This window comes from Leifsonia sp. NPDC056824 (genome assembly GCF_042789575.1).
Lineage (GTDB): Bacteria > Actinomycetota > Actinomycetes > Actinomycetales > Microbacteriaceae > Leifsonia.
On sequence record NZ_JBHUAV010000002.1, the window covers coordinates 623,246 to 637,610 of the forward strand.

The window sequence follows — 14,365 nt, forward strand, 5'->3', positions numbered from 1 at the left end:
CCGGGCGGCCGTCACTGGCGCGGGACGGTGTCCCCGGACGACCGCACCTGCGGCCCGCGGCTGCGGCCCGCGTTGGCGAACAGGGTCTCGGCGTGCTCCAGCGCCATCCCGTTCGTCTCCGGCACCTTGAAGAACACGAAGAAGAACGACAGGGCGGCGAAGATCGCATACATCCCGTACGTGAACGGCAGCGAGAAGTCCGACATCGGCGGGAAGGAGACCGTGACGAGGAAGTTCGCGATCCACTGCGCCGACGCCGCGACGCCGAGGGCCGCACCGCGGATGCGCGGCGGGAAGATCTCGCCCAGCAGCACCCACACCAGCGGACCCCACGAGGCGCCGAAGCAGATCACGAAGAGGTTCGCCGCCACCAGGGCGATCGGCCCCCACGGGTTCGGCAGGCTGACGGCGCCGTTGACCTTGTCGGAGAAGCTGAACGCGAGCGCCATCACCGCGAGCGACAGGGCCATGCCCACCGAGCCGGTGAGCAGGATCGGCCGGCGACCGACGCGGTCCACCAGCAGGATCGCCACGACCGTCACCGCGACGTTCGTGACCGAGGTGATCACGGTGATGAGCAGCGAGTTGCTCTCGGTGAAGCCCACCGCTTTCCAGAGCGTCGTCGAGTAGTAGAAGATCACGTTGATGCCGACGAACTGCTGGAACACGGACAGGATGATGCCGATCCAGACGATCGGCTTCAGGCCGAACCGGTTGCCGCGCAGCGTGCCCTTGGCGGAGTTCTCGTCTTCCTTGATCGCGCTCTCGATGTCGCGCACCTGCCGGTCGACGTCCTCCTCCGGGACGAGCGTGGCGAAGATCTCCCGCGCCTCGTCGTGCCGGCCGGTGGAGAGCAGGTAGCGCGGGGACTCCGGCAGGCGCAGCGCCAGGATGCCGTAGATGACCGAGGGGATCACACCGACGAGGAACATCCACCGCCAGGCCTCCAGCCCGAACCAGAGCTGGTTGGCGGCCGCACCCGCGGCTCCCGCGAGCAGCGCGTCGGACAGCAGCGCCACGAAGATACCGATGGTGATGGCGAGTTGCTGGAGTGAGGCGAGGCCGCCGCGGCGCTGCTTGGGCGCGATCTCCGCGATGTACGCCGGCGCCACCACGGACGCGATGCCGATGCCGAGGCCGCCGATGATGCGCCAGAAGCCGAGGTCCCAGACCGAGAACGAGAGGCCGGCGCCGATCGAGCTGGCGAGGAACAGGACCGCGCCGATGAGCATCACCCGGATGCGTCCCCACCGGTCGGCGAGCCGCCCGGCAAGATAGGCGCCGAGCGCACAGCCGAGCAGGGCGATGGCGACGATGAACCCGGTGACGAACGCGTTGAGCGCGAAGTGGTGCTGGATCGAGTCGACCGCCCCGTTGATGACCGAGGAGTCGAAACCGAAGAGGAACCCGCCCATTGCGGCGGCGACGGCGAGCCCGACGACCTTCCGCCGCATCGCCGCCGTGGGCTGGGGAACGTTCTCCTCCTCCCGCTCGGACCCGGTGCTGCGCTGATCGGACATGAGACCCCTCCTCCGTCGGGTCGCCGTCCTCAGAACAGGACGGCGGAACGTGCGCTCGTCAACGTACGCCGACTCGTCCGCGTGCAAAAGACTCCTGCACAGGGCGGGCGTGGGAGCGAGTTGTGCACAGATGTGGTGGAGCCGCGAGTGGGGAGGCGGTCGACGGCGGAGGGTGGAGGTGGGGGTGACGGAGCATGTGGGTTCTTTCGAGGGTGGTGCGGGTGGCGGTCATGGTGGCTGTACCGATCGCGGTCGTGTTCGGTCTTGCCGCCGTCGCTGCGCCGACCGGCGGTCTCCCCTCCTCGCTGGCGAAAGGCGGCGTCTCGCCCCGAACCGCTGCGGCCTCCACCGAACCCCCGCGGGCCTCCCCGCGCTGGTCGTGGCCGCTCACGCCGCACCGGCTGGTGCGAGCGTACGAGGCCCCGCCGTCGCCGTACGCCGCCGGGCACCGCGGGGTCGACCTCGCGGCGCAGCCCGGCACGATCGTGACGGCCCCGTCGGAGGCGACGGTGCACTTCACCGGGGTGGTCGTGGACCGTCCGGTGCTCACCCTGGACCACGGATCGGGCGTGCTCTCCTCTTACGAGCCCGTCGTGGCGGCAGGCCTGGCCGTTGGCGCCCCGGTGACGCGCGGCATGGCGCTCGGCGTCGTCGGCGAGGGCGCGCACTGCTCCGGAGCCTGTCTGCATGTCGGCGTCCGCGTGGACGGCGAATACGTGTCCCCGCTGCAGTTCTTCGACCGGCCGCCGCGCTCGGTGCTGCTACCGCTGCGGCCGGGAGAAGCCTCGCCCGCGGCGCCGCGCGGCCGTCCCGTCAGGCGCGGGGATGCGCGATGCGGTAGGTCTCCTTGAGCCGCTCGCTGGAGACGTGGGTGTAGATCTGCGTTGTCCCGAGGCTGGCGTGCCCGAGGATCTCCTGGACCGCCCGCAGATCCGCTCCCCCGTCGAGCAGGTGCGTCGCGGCGGTGTGGCGCAGTGTGTGCGGACCGGCCGGCCCGCCGCCGGGAAGGTCGACGAGCAACGACGCCACCAGCTGGTAGACCGCGCGAGTGCCGAGCCGCCCGCCGCGCGCCCCGAGCAGCAGCGCGGGGCCGGAGCCTTCGGCGGCGAGCGCCGGCCGTGCGACCTGGAGGTACCGTCGGATCGCGCGCAGCGCAGGCACACCGAACGGGACGACCCGCTGCTTGTTCCCCTTACCGACGACCCGCAGCGTCAGCCGCTCGAGGTCGACATCGTCGACATCCAGCCCGGTGAGCTCGCTGACCCGGATACCGGCCGCATACAGCACCTCGATGACCGCCACATCCCGGATCGCCCCCGCCTCCCCGCCCTCCGCCCGGGCCGCGAGCGCATCGAGCAGCCCGTCGATCTGCGCCCGGGTGATCACGCGCGGGAGATGCTTGTCGGGCTTGGGCGCGCGCAGTCGCGCGGCGGGGTCGGTGGTGGTGGTCGCGGTCGCCGACGCGTCTGTCTCCGAGACGGCGACAACATCAGGCCCTGTCGCCGGCTCTGCCTCACTCGCGGACCCCGGGCCGGCGGGGGGCACAGGAGCGCCTCCGATCCGCGCGTTCCACCCGCTGAAGCCCCGCACCGCGGCCGATCGCCGCGCCAGCGTGGCCCGGGCGAGCCGCCGCTGCGCCCCCTCCCACAGCCAGTCCCGGAACAGGTCGAGGGTGAGCGCCTCCGTGCTGGTCACCTCACGCGTTTCGGCGAACCGCTCGAACTGGGCGAGGTCGGAGCGGTAGGCCCGCACCGTCTGCGCCGAGTACCCGCGCTCCACCTCCAGGTGGCGCAAGTAGCCGTCGACGGCGAGCCGGAGGTTCACTCCCCCAGCATCCGCCATCGGCGCCACCACCGGGCCGCGGACGCACCGGCGGCGCCCGATTCCGGTCCAGGGTGCGAGTGGCGATCGGTTATGCGTGGAGATCAACGAGGACACCTCGAAGACCTCGAGCGCGATACTCGCCTCCAGCGACGCGACGAAGCTCTTCAGCTACGCCGAGGCGTGCTTTCGTATCGGGTCTCAGCCCTGGGCATTATGACGACCGTCGAGCTGAAGCCGTGGTAGCGGAAGCCCCAGCGCCTCGCAGGACGCACAGAATGCCCTGGCCGAGACCGTGCCTTGGTCGGGGCTTTTCGTGCGTCAATACAGCGCGCACGATTTGTCGGCCTGTCGCAGGTCAGGTCGCGCGTGTGGCGGACCACAGAAAGACGGCCCTTGGGATCTCCGAGGGCCGCTGCCTGGTGTAGATCATGCGGCCGGGTCATCGAAGGCCCCTTCCTCATTGTGCTCGCGGTCGACGCGGTTATGACTCTCCTTCGCGGCTAACTCAGGTTCTGCGCGACGTGGGATGCGACGTCAGCTCGCGGGGTCTGCTAGCTGGGCCTTGCGCCACTGGAGAGCCCAGTACGGACAAGCCAATGTCCAATGTCCAATGTCCAATGTCCAGCGTCCTTTCGACCGTGCAGGAGAACTATCGCCGGACTCTCAACTGAGCGGTTGCATTGCGTCATGGGGGCGCGCTGTGTTGACCTTCGTCTTACTGGCATGGGCCGAGGCCTTCCGGCGGCGCCGGAGGGTTTTGCTCAGCCACCGGCTGAAAAGTAGTTCGACGATGGGAATCGTCAACACGGCTCCGAAGGCCGAAACGAAGATGATCTCGACTACTTGCCCAACCGACTTCGACGTTGGCCCCAACGTTGAAACCATTTTGTGCACGCAAACGTACTCGGACCCGGCGAAGGCGGCGGCCAGCGATAGGGCCAACACGGTAGCCAAGGTTATTGCCGCTCCCCGCCTCCAGGATGCTCCGGCGATGGGTTTACGCTTCCTACCGCGCTTCCGCTTTAGCTTTCCCGTGGTGAGGCCGAGCATGTACGGGATAGCGGCTATGGGAATAAGGGTCGCCATCGGGGCCCAGAAGGAAGCAACTTCGTCCGCGGAGTTCACTAGTTCAGCCTGACAGCAACGAGTTTGCGACGGACGGAGGGCTTCCACCCCATTTTGCGGGTCTGAGAGAGGGGCAGAGTAATAGCGGAGTGGTCGGACCAGGACGCAGGGCCGACGACGGACGCAAGAAGCGAAGTCTCTCTAGCATCCCGGCAGATCTCAACCGGCGTACCGACCGTGTCGACAGGCGCGTTCGTTCTTTCCGTCCGGGGCGTTCGGTATTCTTCGACCGTGAGTGATAGTCAGCCGCCGCGCACGCCCTGGTACCACGAGAACCTCTGGTCGAACATCCTGGGCGGAGTTGCTACGGCGCTTGTTCTTGGAGTCCTGTACTGGGCGTTCGGAGTCGTCAGTGCGGCCAAGCTACCTGTCTGGGTCTACGTCTTCGTCGTTGGGCTAGTGGTGCTCGTCGTATCAATGCTTATCCCGCTTTGGCGTCGTGCGATCTGGGGCAATGTCGGCCGCGGCCTCAAATGGATCTGGTCGTGGCACCCGGTATCCACTCGCCGATTTCGAGCGGCAAGGAAGGCTGACTACGAGTACCTGGACAAGCTCTTCGCAGATAACTTCGCATCTTGGGTTCGGAAAGTCATCAAGGACGACAAACAAGCTGAAGAGCGAATGAAGGAGATCATCGCGCCGGTCGTTGAGCAGCGCATGCGCAATCTGCAGGCAATCCGAGACGAGGCTGCCGCGGTTTCGGATCCCGGGCTCGCACCGGTGCCTCGGCCAGTGCCTAGGTGGAGCGTCGAGGTGGTCCGCGACGGCGTTAACGAGTTTGTCCTCGTCAACCACGTCCCTCGTAGCGGGGCGCGGGAAGTGAGGATCGAAGGCGACGACGATTTTACAATCACCAGTGCGGGACAGTGGGAAGACCTTTCCGGAGAAGCGCGAGGCGAGTTCACTGGCACATTCACTCGCAATGCAATGCAGGTGGGAGTCAAGTTCTTCATTACGTGGTTCGACGACAACGGCTTGACTAAGACCGCCGTAGTTTTCGTTTCCGCGCCTGAGATAGGCCTCGCAGCCCCGTTCTGAAAGAGCGCTTATGGGCGCGGCGAGGCACTCGCGAGATCAGCTATCGACTACCGACTAACCGTCGCATTGTGGCGACACCAGCCGCCTGCAGGCGACGCAATGCACTCGACATTGGTCAGAAGGGGGAATCATCCTCGGCGGACGCTTCGGCCGTAGTCGCGCTGCAGACGGCATGGGCGTAGCCATCGAGGCTGCGGAGGCGATTGATCCGCTGAGCCTTTTTGATCGACGCGGGCAGGGTCGCGTAAAGCGCTCGCTCTGCGCACAGTGCGAGGCGGCGCGCAGACCGTGAGGGCTCGGGACGGTCGTCGGCGTACGCGAGTGCTGCCCCGGCTACGCTCGCCGGATCCCATCCGTGTCGAGGCGTGACGGGCGAGAAGATGGGCGACGCGTGGTCGCCGTCGTACGGGGCGACGGTCATTGTCCGAGGCGACACTGTCGCTTCGGGTCGTCTCACCTCGCGTACCTTGCTCGGGCCGCGTCACGGCCTCTCCGCGAGGCTGCCTTAGGAACCGACAGTGGGCGGTACCAGGCGAGGATCGACGCCGCCGCGGTGCGTGCGAGCCGAGCCTCGGCGACCGCCGGATGGATGACTGTTTGGCCCGTCGACCCCTGCGCGATCATCCCGGCGGCGATTGCGACCTCGTCGAGTCGCTCGGCGGTCGAGTGCAAGGCGGCGGCGTACTCCAGCTCGTCCAGCTCAGCCCCCGCAAGGTCTGGCAACTGCTCTACGACTGAGAGGAAGAGATCCCGTGCGCCCTCGGTCCAAGAGCTAGGGAGTTCCCATCCGGTCGTGCCGGTGGTGACTGCGATAGAGAGATTGAAACAGGACCCCTAGCGGCAGTCACAAGGAGGGCGCTTACGCACCAGGGCGGCCAATTCGGACCCGGCGAATGTTCATCGTGCACTCTGCCGTTTCCTGGTCGCTCATCGGCGCCTGCTGCCTGCATGTCATCCGCGTCATCCGTCCACCCATCCCGCCAGGCGCCCGGACTCCCCGCCACCGATGTGCCCACCCAGCGGCTCCGCCAGCTCCGCCATCTCGTCCGGGCTGGTGACGCAGATCGCGCCGTATTCGCGGATGAGGCGGTGGCAGCCCGCGGACGCCGGCGAGGTGATCGGGCCCGGCACCGCTCCCAGGGGGCGGCCGAGCTGGGCGGCGTGACCGGCGGTGTTCAGGGAGCCGGAGCGGGCGCCGGCCTCGACGACCACGGTCGCGTTGCTCGCGGCGGCGATCAGCCGGTTGCGCATCAGGAAGCGCCAGCGCGTCGGGGTCGAGCCCGGAGGGAGCTCGGCCAGCAGCAGGCCGGTGTGGGCGATGCGCTGCAGGAGGTCGTCGTTCCCGGCCGGGTAGAGGCGGTCCACGCCTCCGGCCAGGAACGCGACGGTGACCTGGCCGCTCGACAATGCCGCGCGGTGGGCGGCGGCGTCGACGCCGTAAGCGCCTCCGGAGACGATCGCGAAGCCGCGGTCGCTCAGTCCGGCCGCGCTCTCCAGCGCGACGTGCTCGCCGTAGCCGCTGGCGGCGCGTGCTCCGACCAGCGCGATGGACTGCGCGAGGCGGGCCAGCCGGGCGGGGTCGCCGCGCACCCAGAGGGTGAGGGGCGCGCCGAGCTCCAGTCCGTCCAGGGCGGTGGGCCAGACCGGGTGCTCCGGCGTCACGAGCCGCGCGCCGAGGCGGGCGGCGCGTTCCAACGGCGCGTGGAGGGGCGCCCGCGGGAGGCGTCCGCGCCACCGGTCGAGGGCGTCCCGGAGCCGGTCGATCGGCGGAAGGGCCGGCGAGCCGGTGTTGCGCAGCGCGGCGCGGACGGACTGCGGCGATGTGTCGCCGATCACGGCGTTGAGGGTCGGCAGTGGGCCGAACGCGCCGACCAGCAGCGCGGCGTCGGTGTCGCCCGGCTCGATCGCCGACGAGAGGGCGGCCCGCGCCGCGGCGGCGAGCATCGACGACTCGTCGGGGTACTCCATGTCCGTGGAGACCCTGCCGACGAGGGCGGCGATCTCGCGGGAGGTCAGCCCGGGGAACGTTTCGGCGCTCATCGGGCACCCCCGGGGGTGATCGGCGTGGATGCGGGTGAATTCGCGACAGGGCTCCACACCTCCTCCACCGGACCCCGCACCTCCCCGACATCCGACCCCGTCTCTCGTTCCCCGTCCGTCTCCCCCGTCCCGGTCGCCGCCTGCCATACCGCACACTCGCCGCACCACCTCTCGCGCCCCCGCTCCGGGTTCTCGCGCTCCTCACGGATGAGGTCGACCCAGATCCTCCTCATGCGAACGCACCCCGTCTCAGGTACAGCGCCCGCGCGACGTGCTCGGCGGTCGGGCTTGCGGTGCCGTCGAGGTCGGCGAGGGTCCAGGCGAGGCGGAGGGTGCGGTCGTAGCCGCGCATCGTGAGGGCGCCGCGTTCCAGGGAGCGATCCAGCGTGGAGCGGGACGACGCCGAGAGCTGGTGTTCGGGGGCTCTGAGCCAGGTGCCTGCGGCTTGGGAGTTCGTCGTCCAACCCGTGCCGTGCAAGCGTTCGCGGGCGGCGGCGCGGGCGTGCTCCACCGCGCGGCGGAGCTGCTGGCTCGCGCGCGACGGGGCGGTACCGTCGGAGGCGGTTCGCAGGGCGCCCAACCCCAGGCGGCGCACGGTGAGGCGGATGTCGACGCGGTCGAGCAGCGGGCCCGAGAGGCGCGTGAGGTAGCGACGGCGCGCGGCGGGGGTGCACGAGCACTCCTCGTCGGCCGAGCCGTAGCGACCGCACGGGCACGGGTTGGAGGCGAGCACGAGCTGGAAGCGGGCGGGGAACGTGGCGCTCGCGGCCGCGCGGTCGACGGCGATCGAGCCGGACTCCAGCGGCTGGCGGAGGGCGTCCAGGACGTTGGGCTGGAACTCCGCCGCCTCGTCCAGGAACAGCACGCCATTCGACGCCCGCGCGATCGCTCCCGGCACCAGCCGTCCGCTGCCGCCGCCGACGAGGGCGGCGGACGACGCGGTGTGGTGCGGGGCCTCGAACGGCGGCCGCAGGATCAGACCGCCGCCGACGCCACGGCCCGACAGGGAGCGGATGGAGGTCGTCTCCAGGGCCTGCTCGGGGGTGAGGTCTGGCAGCAGGGACGGCAGGCGGCGCGCCAGCATGGTCTTGCCCGCTCCGGGCGGGCCGATCATCGACACGTTGTGACCTCCGGCGGCCGCGGCGACGAACGCGTCGACCGCGTCGTCGTTGCCGGCGACGTCGGCCATATCGGGCTCCTCGTCGACAGGTCCGCTGTCGTCGGGCAGGGCGACAGGGGTCTGGTCGATCGGGTCCAGCTCGGCGCCGTGGACGATCGCGGCGGCGCGGAGGCCGACCACAGGAACCACCTCGACGCCGTCGACCAGGGCGGCCTCCTCGGCGTTCGCGGTCGGGACCAGGACCCGCGCGAAGCCGGCGTCCCTGGCTGCCAGCACGACGGGCAGCACGCCGGGGACCGGACGCAGGCGGCCGTCGAGGCCCAGCTCGCCGACGTGGACGGCGCCGGCCGCCGACTCGGCAGGGACCTCGCCGGAGGCCGCCAGCGCGGCCACCGCGATCGCGAGGTCGAAGCCGGAACCCTGCTTGCGCAAGGATGCCGGCGACAGGTTCACCGTCAGCTTGCGCTGCGTGAGCGTGCAGCCGGCGTTGGCGGCCGCCGCGGAGACCCGCTTGCGCGACTCACCGAGTGCGGCGTCGGGCAGCCCGATGAGCACGAAGGCGGGCAGCCCGGCCGAGATGTCGGCCTCCACCTCCACGATGTCGCCGCGCATCCCGGTCAGTGCCACGGCGAACGTGCGTGCGAGCGCCATCACGCCACCCCCGCCCGGTGCTCCACCGACGGCGTCGTGTTCCACGCGTCGAGCACGGCGATCGCGTCGATGCGCGTCACGCCGCGGACCGGGCCGTGCGCCCGGCACCACTCAGCCGCCAGACGGCGCAGCCGCGCGGCCTTCTTCGCCGTGATCGCCTCGAACGGGTGCCCGAACTCGATCGAGCTCCTGGTCTTGACCTCCACGAACGCGGTCACGCGCCCGAGGCGTGCGATCAGATCGAGCTCGCCGCTCGCGCAGCGCCAGTTGCGGGCAACGATCTCGTAGCCCTGCGCCTCCAGCCAGTCCGCCGCCACGGCCTCGCCGCGACGACCCAGACGGTCTTTCTCTGCCATGTTTCCTCCCACGACCAGCGTGGTCGGAGGGGACCGGGCAGAACCGGGCGGAGCGGAATCTGTGGAGAAGTCGTCAGCTCAGCGCGTTGTGCAGGACAAAGCCAGACAGGACAAAGCCAGACAGAACACGCAGCACGAACGCGACGACCTCACTCGTCGAGCGCCAGCTCCTTCGGGAGCTCGAACTCCTTGCTCGAGAGCTCCTCGATGTTCACGTCCTTGAACGTCAGCACGCGAACGGACTTCACGAACCGGTCGGCGCGGTAGACATCCCACACCCAGACGTCGTTCATCGTCAGCTCGAAGTAGAAGTCGTGCTCCGTGTCCCGTCGCACGAACTCCACCTCGTTCGCGAGGTAGAAGCGGCGCTCGGTTTCGATCACGTACTTGAACTGCGAGACGACGTCCCGGTATTCGCGATACAAAGCCAGCTCGACCTCGCGGTCGTAGTCGTCGAACTCGTCCTCATCCATCGTTCGCCAAGTCTAGCCGTGCCGACTCAGCTCGGCATGTCGAGCGTCGCCAGGTCCTTCAGCCAGGTCAGCCGGTGCAGCGCGCTCGGGCCGAGCTCGGCGATCGCGGCGAAGTGCTCCGGGGTCGAGTAGCCCTTGTTGCTCACCCAGCCGTAGCCGGGGTAATCCACGTCGTGGCCGATCATCAACCGGTCGCGGTGCACCTTCGCGATGACGGAGGCCGCGGCCACCGACGCGCAGTCGCGGTCGGCCTTGATCCGCGTGACGACGCGCACCGGGCGCATCACCGCCGGGCTGAGGTAGTCGTAGTTCCCGTCCAGGATCAGCGTGCTCTCCCGCACCTGCGCGCCCTGTTCCTCCAGCATCGCGAGGGCGCGGGCGCCGGCGAGGCCCAGGCAGCGCATGATGCCGAGCGAGTCGACCTCTGCGGCGGAGGCCATCCCGACCGCGTGGAACAACGACCAGCGCCGGCAGGCGGGCTCGAGCGCCTCGCGCACCGGCTCGGGCAGCAGCTTGGAGTCGCGCAGCCCGGGCGGGATGCGCTTGACCGCGGTGTCGATGACCACCATTCCGACCGCCACCGGGCCGGCCAGCGCCCCGCGGCCGACCTCGTCGACGGCCACGATCGAGGTGACGCCGTCGCGGTAAAGCGCCTTCTCGAAGCGCAGCGACGGCGAGACCGGGGTCATCATTCCTTCTTCTCCTCCACGCCTCTGAAGACATCAGGATAGTCGTCCAACCACGTCCATCTGCTGACCGGCCAGCTGATCACGGACGCCCGCCCGACGACGTGGTCGAGCGGCACGAAGCCGTGGCCGGGGAGCGCCTGATTGCGGGAGGAGTCCTGCGAGTCGTAACGGTTGTCCCCCATGACCCAGATGCGGCCCTTCGGGACCGTCACGTCGAAGGCGAGCGTCGCGGCGTTCTTCTGCCCGGGCGGGATCACGATGTAGGGCTCGTGGATCGCGGTGCCGTTGACGGTGATCCGGCCCGCCGCATCGCAGCACACCACATGGTCCCCCGGGAGGCCGATGAGCCGTTTCACGAGGTGGTCGTCGCTGTCGGAGGCGGACAGGCCGACGAACGTCAGTGCCGTGTCCGCCGCCTGGGCCACCGGGTCGCGGACGACCGGCGGCGACTTCGGGAGCCAGCCGCCCGGGTCCCGGAACACCACGACGTCACCGCGGCTCAGCGGGAACACCGACGGCTGCAACTCGTTGACCAGGATCTTGTCGTTGACCTGGAGGGTGTTCTCCATCGATCCGGAGGGGATGTAGAACGAGCGCACGACGAAGGTCTTCACCAGGAACGCCACGAGCAGCGCGATCACCACCACGACCAGCACGTCCCGCAGGAACAGCAGGCCGCCGCGCCTGCCGCGCTCTCCCCGCACCACGCGTTCGGGCCGCGTGGGCAGTGTCTCGTCCGTCATCCACCCTGCCTGGCTCGTTAACCGCCTGAGCTCCCGGTCCAGTGTAGGACCGGGAGCTCAGGAAGAGTCGCGCGCGAAACGCTCAGTTCTCGCGCTTCTCCTTGATCTTCGCCTTCTTGCCGCGCAGCTCGCGGAGGTAGTACAGCTTGGCGCGACGGACGTCACCGCGGGTGACGACCTCGATGTGGTCGATGACCGGCGAGTGCACCGGGAAGGTACGCTCGACGCCGACCTGGAAGCTGACCTTGCGGACCGTGAAGGTCTCGCGGACGCCTTCGCCCGAGCGGCCGATCACGACGCCCTGGAAGACCTGGATACGAGAGCGGGTGCCCTCGATGATGTTGACGTGCACCTTCACGGTGTCGCCGGCGCGGAACGCGGGGATGTCCGACTTGAGGGACGCGGCGTCCACCTGATCGAGGATGTGCATTGCTGTTCGCTCTCTGTACCCGCCTGCAGGTCGGGGACGGATTCGGGGCCGTCGTGGGGTTGCGCGCTGCGCACCGCGGACGGCCGGGATTCGATTGGGTGTGCACGCTCGAATTGCTGGCTCCCCTGCGGCAGAGCCTGGCGGCGGCACGAACAACCATTCTGCCACGCGCACGGCCCTATTGCCAAAGCGCGCAGGCGCGGAGAGCGCGGAGGTCAGTCCTCGCGGTGCTCTTCGATGACGATCACGTCGGCGTCGTCCACCACAGGGCTGGACGGACGGGGCACCTGCTGCGGCTGCGCGGCCTGCTGGTAGGCGGCGAAGGTGACCGCCACCCGGTCGCGCGCCTCGGTCACCAGCTCCCACAGCCCGACCCAGAACGTGGCCAGGAAGAACAGCACGCCGAGCACGGCGAGCCAGCCGGTGGCGCCGGGCGGGAAGAACCCGAAGGCGATGATGGAGGCGCTCCAGCCGGCGAGGAGGCCGGTGTCGTACCAGGAGACCGCGCGGGTCTCCCTGACGCTCTTGCGCGCCATGACGATGCCGCCGATCGCGAGCAGCGCGACGAAGAGGATCGGGCACAGGATGAGCAGCCCGAGGAACGTCCAGCCGCTGCCCTGGTTGAACGCGGCCCAGCCGATCAGCAGCCAGACGGGCAGCACCACGGCGGACGGGAAGAGCCACCAGTAGAACGCCTTGCGGATGAACATGCGGCCAGCGTAACGTCGCGCGGCTGTGCGCGGGCTGCCGGTTCGCCGAGGGCGGACTCCGGACCGCGCCGCATGGAAGACTGGACGCAGTCACACCAGAGAAAGAGGACGAGCGTGATCGAGCTGAGGACCCCCGCCGAGATCGAGCAGATGCGACCGGCCGGCCGGTTCGTCGCCGAGGTCCTCGCCGAGACCGCCGCCGCCGCGAAGGTGGGCGTCAACCTGCTGGAGCTGGACCGGATCGCGCACGAGCTGATCCGCAGCCGTGGCGCGGAGTCCTGCTACATCGACTACCACCCGTCGTTCGGCGCGAGCCCGTTCGGCAAGGTGATCTGCACCTCCGTCAACGACGCCGTGCTGCACGGCCTCCCGCACGACTACCGGCTGCGCGACGGCGACCTGCTCAGCCTGGACTTCGCGGCGAGCGTCGACGGCTGGGTGGCCGACTCGGCGGTCAGCCTCGTGGTCGGCTCGGCGCGCGACGAGGACCTCCGCCTCATCGACACGACCCGCCGGGCGCTCACCGCGGGCATCGCGGCCGCGCAGCCTGGAGGCAAGGTGGGCGACATCTCGGCGGCGATCGCGGCCGTGGCGCACGCCGAGGGCTACTCGGTGAACACGCAGTTCGGCGGGCACGGCGTCGGCCGCACGATGCACGGCGACCCGCACATCCCGAACGACGGCCGCGCAGGACGCGGCTTCCCGCTGCGTCCCGGCCTGGTCGTCGCGATCGAACCGTGGTTCCTTCAGACGACCGACAAAATCTTCACCGACCCCGACGGCTGGACGCTCCGCTCCGCCGACGGCTCCCGCGGCGCCCACTCCGAGCACACTGTCGCCATCACCGACTCCGGCCCCCTCGTCCTCAGCGCCCCCTGACCATCCGTTCCGGAGTTGTGTACGCCTCGCATCGGCGTGTCGCGTACAGAACTCCGGAAGAGATGGATCGGGGTCGCTACGGGAGGAGGTCGGGGCGGACGCGGGCGGTGCGGGCGAGGGACTGCTCGCGGCGCCACGACTCGATGGCGCCGTGGTTGCCGGAGAGCAGGACGGGCGGGACCTCATGGCCGCGCCAGGCGGCGGGCTTCGTGTACGACGGGTACTCGAGGAGGCCGTCCTCGTGCGACTCCTGCACCAGGCTCTCCGGGTTGCCGACGACGCCGGGGATGAGCCGCCCGATCGCCTCGATCATCGCCATCGTGGCGACCTCGCCGCCGTTGAGCACGTAGTCGCCGATGCTCACCAGCCGCACCCGCGCCCGGGAGGCGTACTCGTCGAAGACGCGCTGGTCGATGCCCTCGTAGCGGCCGCAGCCGAACACGAGGTGGGACTCGGTCGCGAGCTCGCGGGCCATCGCCTGGGTGAACACCTCGCCGGCCGGCGACGGGAACAGGAGCACGGGGTCGTCCGAGCCGTCCAGGACGGCGTCCAGCGCCTCCCCCCAGGGCTCCGGCTTCATCACCATGCCGGCGCCGCCGCCGTACGGGGTGTCGTCGACGGTGCGGTGCCGGTCGTGGGTGTGATCGCGCAGGTCGTGGACGCCGAGCGCGATGATGCCCGCCTGCCGCGCCTTGCCGAGCAGGGAGATGTCGAGCACATCGAAGAAAGTCGGGAAGATCGTGACGATGTCGATGCGCATGGGGGAA

15 protein-coding genes are annotated in these 14,365 nt (G+C 69.6%); 4 read left to right on the forward strand and 11 right to left on the reverse strand.

Translation table 11 applies throughout. From position 1 onward, the window contains the following. Positions 1–11: 11 nt before the first annotated feature. Positions 12–1,520 (reverse strand): sugar porter family MFS transporter, encoded by a 1,509-nt coding sequence (locus ACFRFH_RS12515; RefSeq protein ID WP_382463322.1) that lies wholly within the window; start codon positions 1,518–1,520, stop codon positions 12–14. 230 nt (positions 1,521–1,750) lie between these two features. Between ACFRFH_RS12515 and ACFRFH_RS12520 the strand changes: the two genes are divergently transcribed. Further along, positions 1,751–2,371, forward strand: a complete 621-nt coding sequence (locus ACFRFH_RS12520) for a murein hydrolase activator EnvC family protein (RefSeq protein WP_382463405.1) — start codon at positions 1,751–1,753, stop codon at positions 2,369–2,371. Here ACFRFH_RS12520 and ACFRFH_RS12525 read toward each other — a convergent pair. Continuing rightward, positions 2,334–3,344, reverse strand: coding sequence for a tyrosine recombinase XerC (locus ACFRFH_RS12525; RefSeq protein ID WP_382463323.1), 1,011 nt, complete (start codon positions 3,342–3,344; stop codon positions 2,334–2,336). The genes ACFRFH_RS12520 and ACFRFH_RS12525 overlap by 38 nt on opposite strands. Positions 3,345–4,700: 1,356 nt before the next feature. On the opposite strand from ACFRFH_RS12525, the gene ACFRFH_RS12530 reads away from it, so the two are divergent. Together ACFRFH_RS12530 and ACFRFH_RS12535 are read left to right on the forward strand one after the other, a co-directional pair. Beyond that, positions 4,701–5,507 carry a hypothetical protein gene (locus tag ACFRFH_RS12530; RefSeq protein ID WP_382463324.1) on the forward strand — a complete coding sequence of 269 codons (807 nt, stop codon included), beginning with the start codon at positions 4,701–4,703 and terminating at the stop codon, positions 5,505–5,507. Between the two features lie 597 nt (positions 5,508–6,104). Beyond that, the gene (locus tag ACFRFH_RS12535) at positions 6,105–6,245 is read left to right on the forward strand and encodes a hypothetical protein (RefSeq protein ID WP_382463325.1); all 141 of its coding nucleotides are present in this window, start codon (positions 6,105–6,107) and stop codon (positions 6,243–6,245) included. Between the two features lie 222 nt (positions 6,246–6,467). Here the strand turns inward: ACFRFH_RS12535 and dprA are convergent, their stop codons facing one another. From dprA to ACFRFH_RS12575, 8 genes are all read right to left on the reverse strand, one after another. Further along, a complete protein-coding gene (gene dprA, locus ACFRFH_RS12540) occupies positions 6,468–7,547 on the reverse strand; it encodes a DNA-processing protein DprA (protein WP_382463326.1) in 1,080 nt (359 codons plus the stop codon). 229 nt (positions 7,548–7,776) lie between these two features. Continuing rightward, positions 7,777–9,318, reverse strand: a complete 1,542-nt coding sequence (locus tag ACFRFH_RS12545; protein ID WP_382463327.1) for a YifB family Mg chelatase-like AAA ATPase — start codon at positions 9,316–9,318, stop codon at positions 7,777–7,779. Beyond that, positions 9,318–9,674 carry a YraN family protein gene (locus ACFRFH_RS12550; protein ID WP_382463328.1) on the reverse strand — a complete coding sequence of 119 codons (357 nt, stop codon included), beginning with the start codon at positions 9,672–9,674 and terminating at the stop codon, positions 9,318–9,320. The genes ACFRFH_RS12545 and ACFRFH_RS12550 overlap by 1 nt, the downstream gene beginning before the upstream one ends. Before the next feature lie 149 nt (positions 9,675–9,823). Further along, the gene (locus tag ACFRFH_RS12555; protein WP_018190696.1) at positions 9,824–10,147 is read right to left on the reverse strand and encodes a DUF2469 family protein; all 324 of its coding nucleotides are present in this window, start codon (positions 10,145–10,147) and stop codon (positions 9,824–9,826) included. A 26-nt stretch (positions 10,148–10,173) separates the two neighbouring features. Continuing rightward, entirely contained in the window at positions 10,174–10,836 is a 663-nt protein-coding gene (locus tag ACFRFH_RS12560; RefSeq protein ID WP_382463406.1) for a ribonuclease HII, read from the reverse strand. Next, the gene (lepB, locus tag ACFRFH_RS12565; RefSeq protein ID WP_382463329.1) at positions 10,836–11,579 is read right to left on the reverse strand and encodes a signal peptidase I; all 744 of its coding nucleotides are present in this window, start codon (positions 11,577–11,579) and stop codon (positions 10,836–10,838) included. The genes ACFRFH_RS12560 and lepB overlap by 1 nt, the downstream gene beginning before the upstream one ends. A gap of 82 nt (positions 11,580–11,661) precedes the next feature. After that, complete coding sequence (gene rplS, locus ACFRFH_RS12570) at positions 11,662–12,009, reverse strand: 50S ribosomal protein L19 (protein ID WP_382463330.1); 348 nt, start codon at positions 12,007–12,009, stop codon at positions 11,662–11,664. A gap of 215 nt (positions 12,010–12,224) precedes the next feature. Next, positions 12,225–12,719: a hypothetical protein gene (locus tag ACFRFH_RS12575; protein WP_382463331.1), complete on the reverse strand. Its 495-nt coding sequence runs from the start codon at positions 12,717–12,719 to the stop codon at positions 12,225–12,227. A gap of 114 nt (positions 12,720–12,833) precedes the next feature. Here ACFRFH_RS12575 and map point away from each other — a divergent pair, with 114 nt between their 5' ends. Then, positions 12,834–13,598 carry a type I methionyl aminopeptidase gene (gene map, locus ACFRFH_RS12580; RefSeq protein ID WP_382463332.1) on the forward strand — a complete coding sequence of 255 codons (765 nt, stop codon included), beginning with the start codon at positions 12,834–12,836 and terminating at the stop codon, positions 13,596–13,598. A gap of 76 nt (positions 13,599–13,674) precedes the next feature. Here map and trmD read toward each other — a convergent pair whose 3' ends face one another. Continuing rightward, on the reverse strand, positions 13,675–14,358 hold the full coding sequence (gene trmD / locus ACFRFH_RS12585) for a tRNA (guanosine(37)-N1)-methyltransferase TrmD (RefSeq protein ID WP_382463333.1): 684 nt from the start codon (positions 14,356–14,358) through the stop codon (positions 13,675–13,677). Between the last annotated feature and the right edge of the window lie 7 nt (positions 14,359–14,365).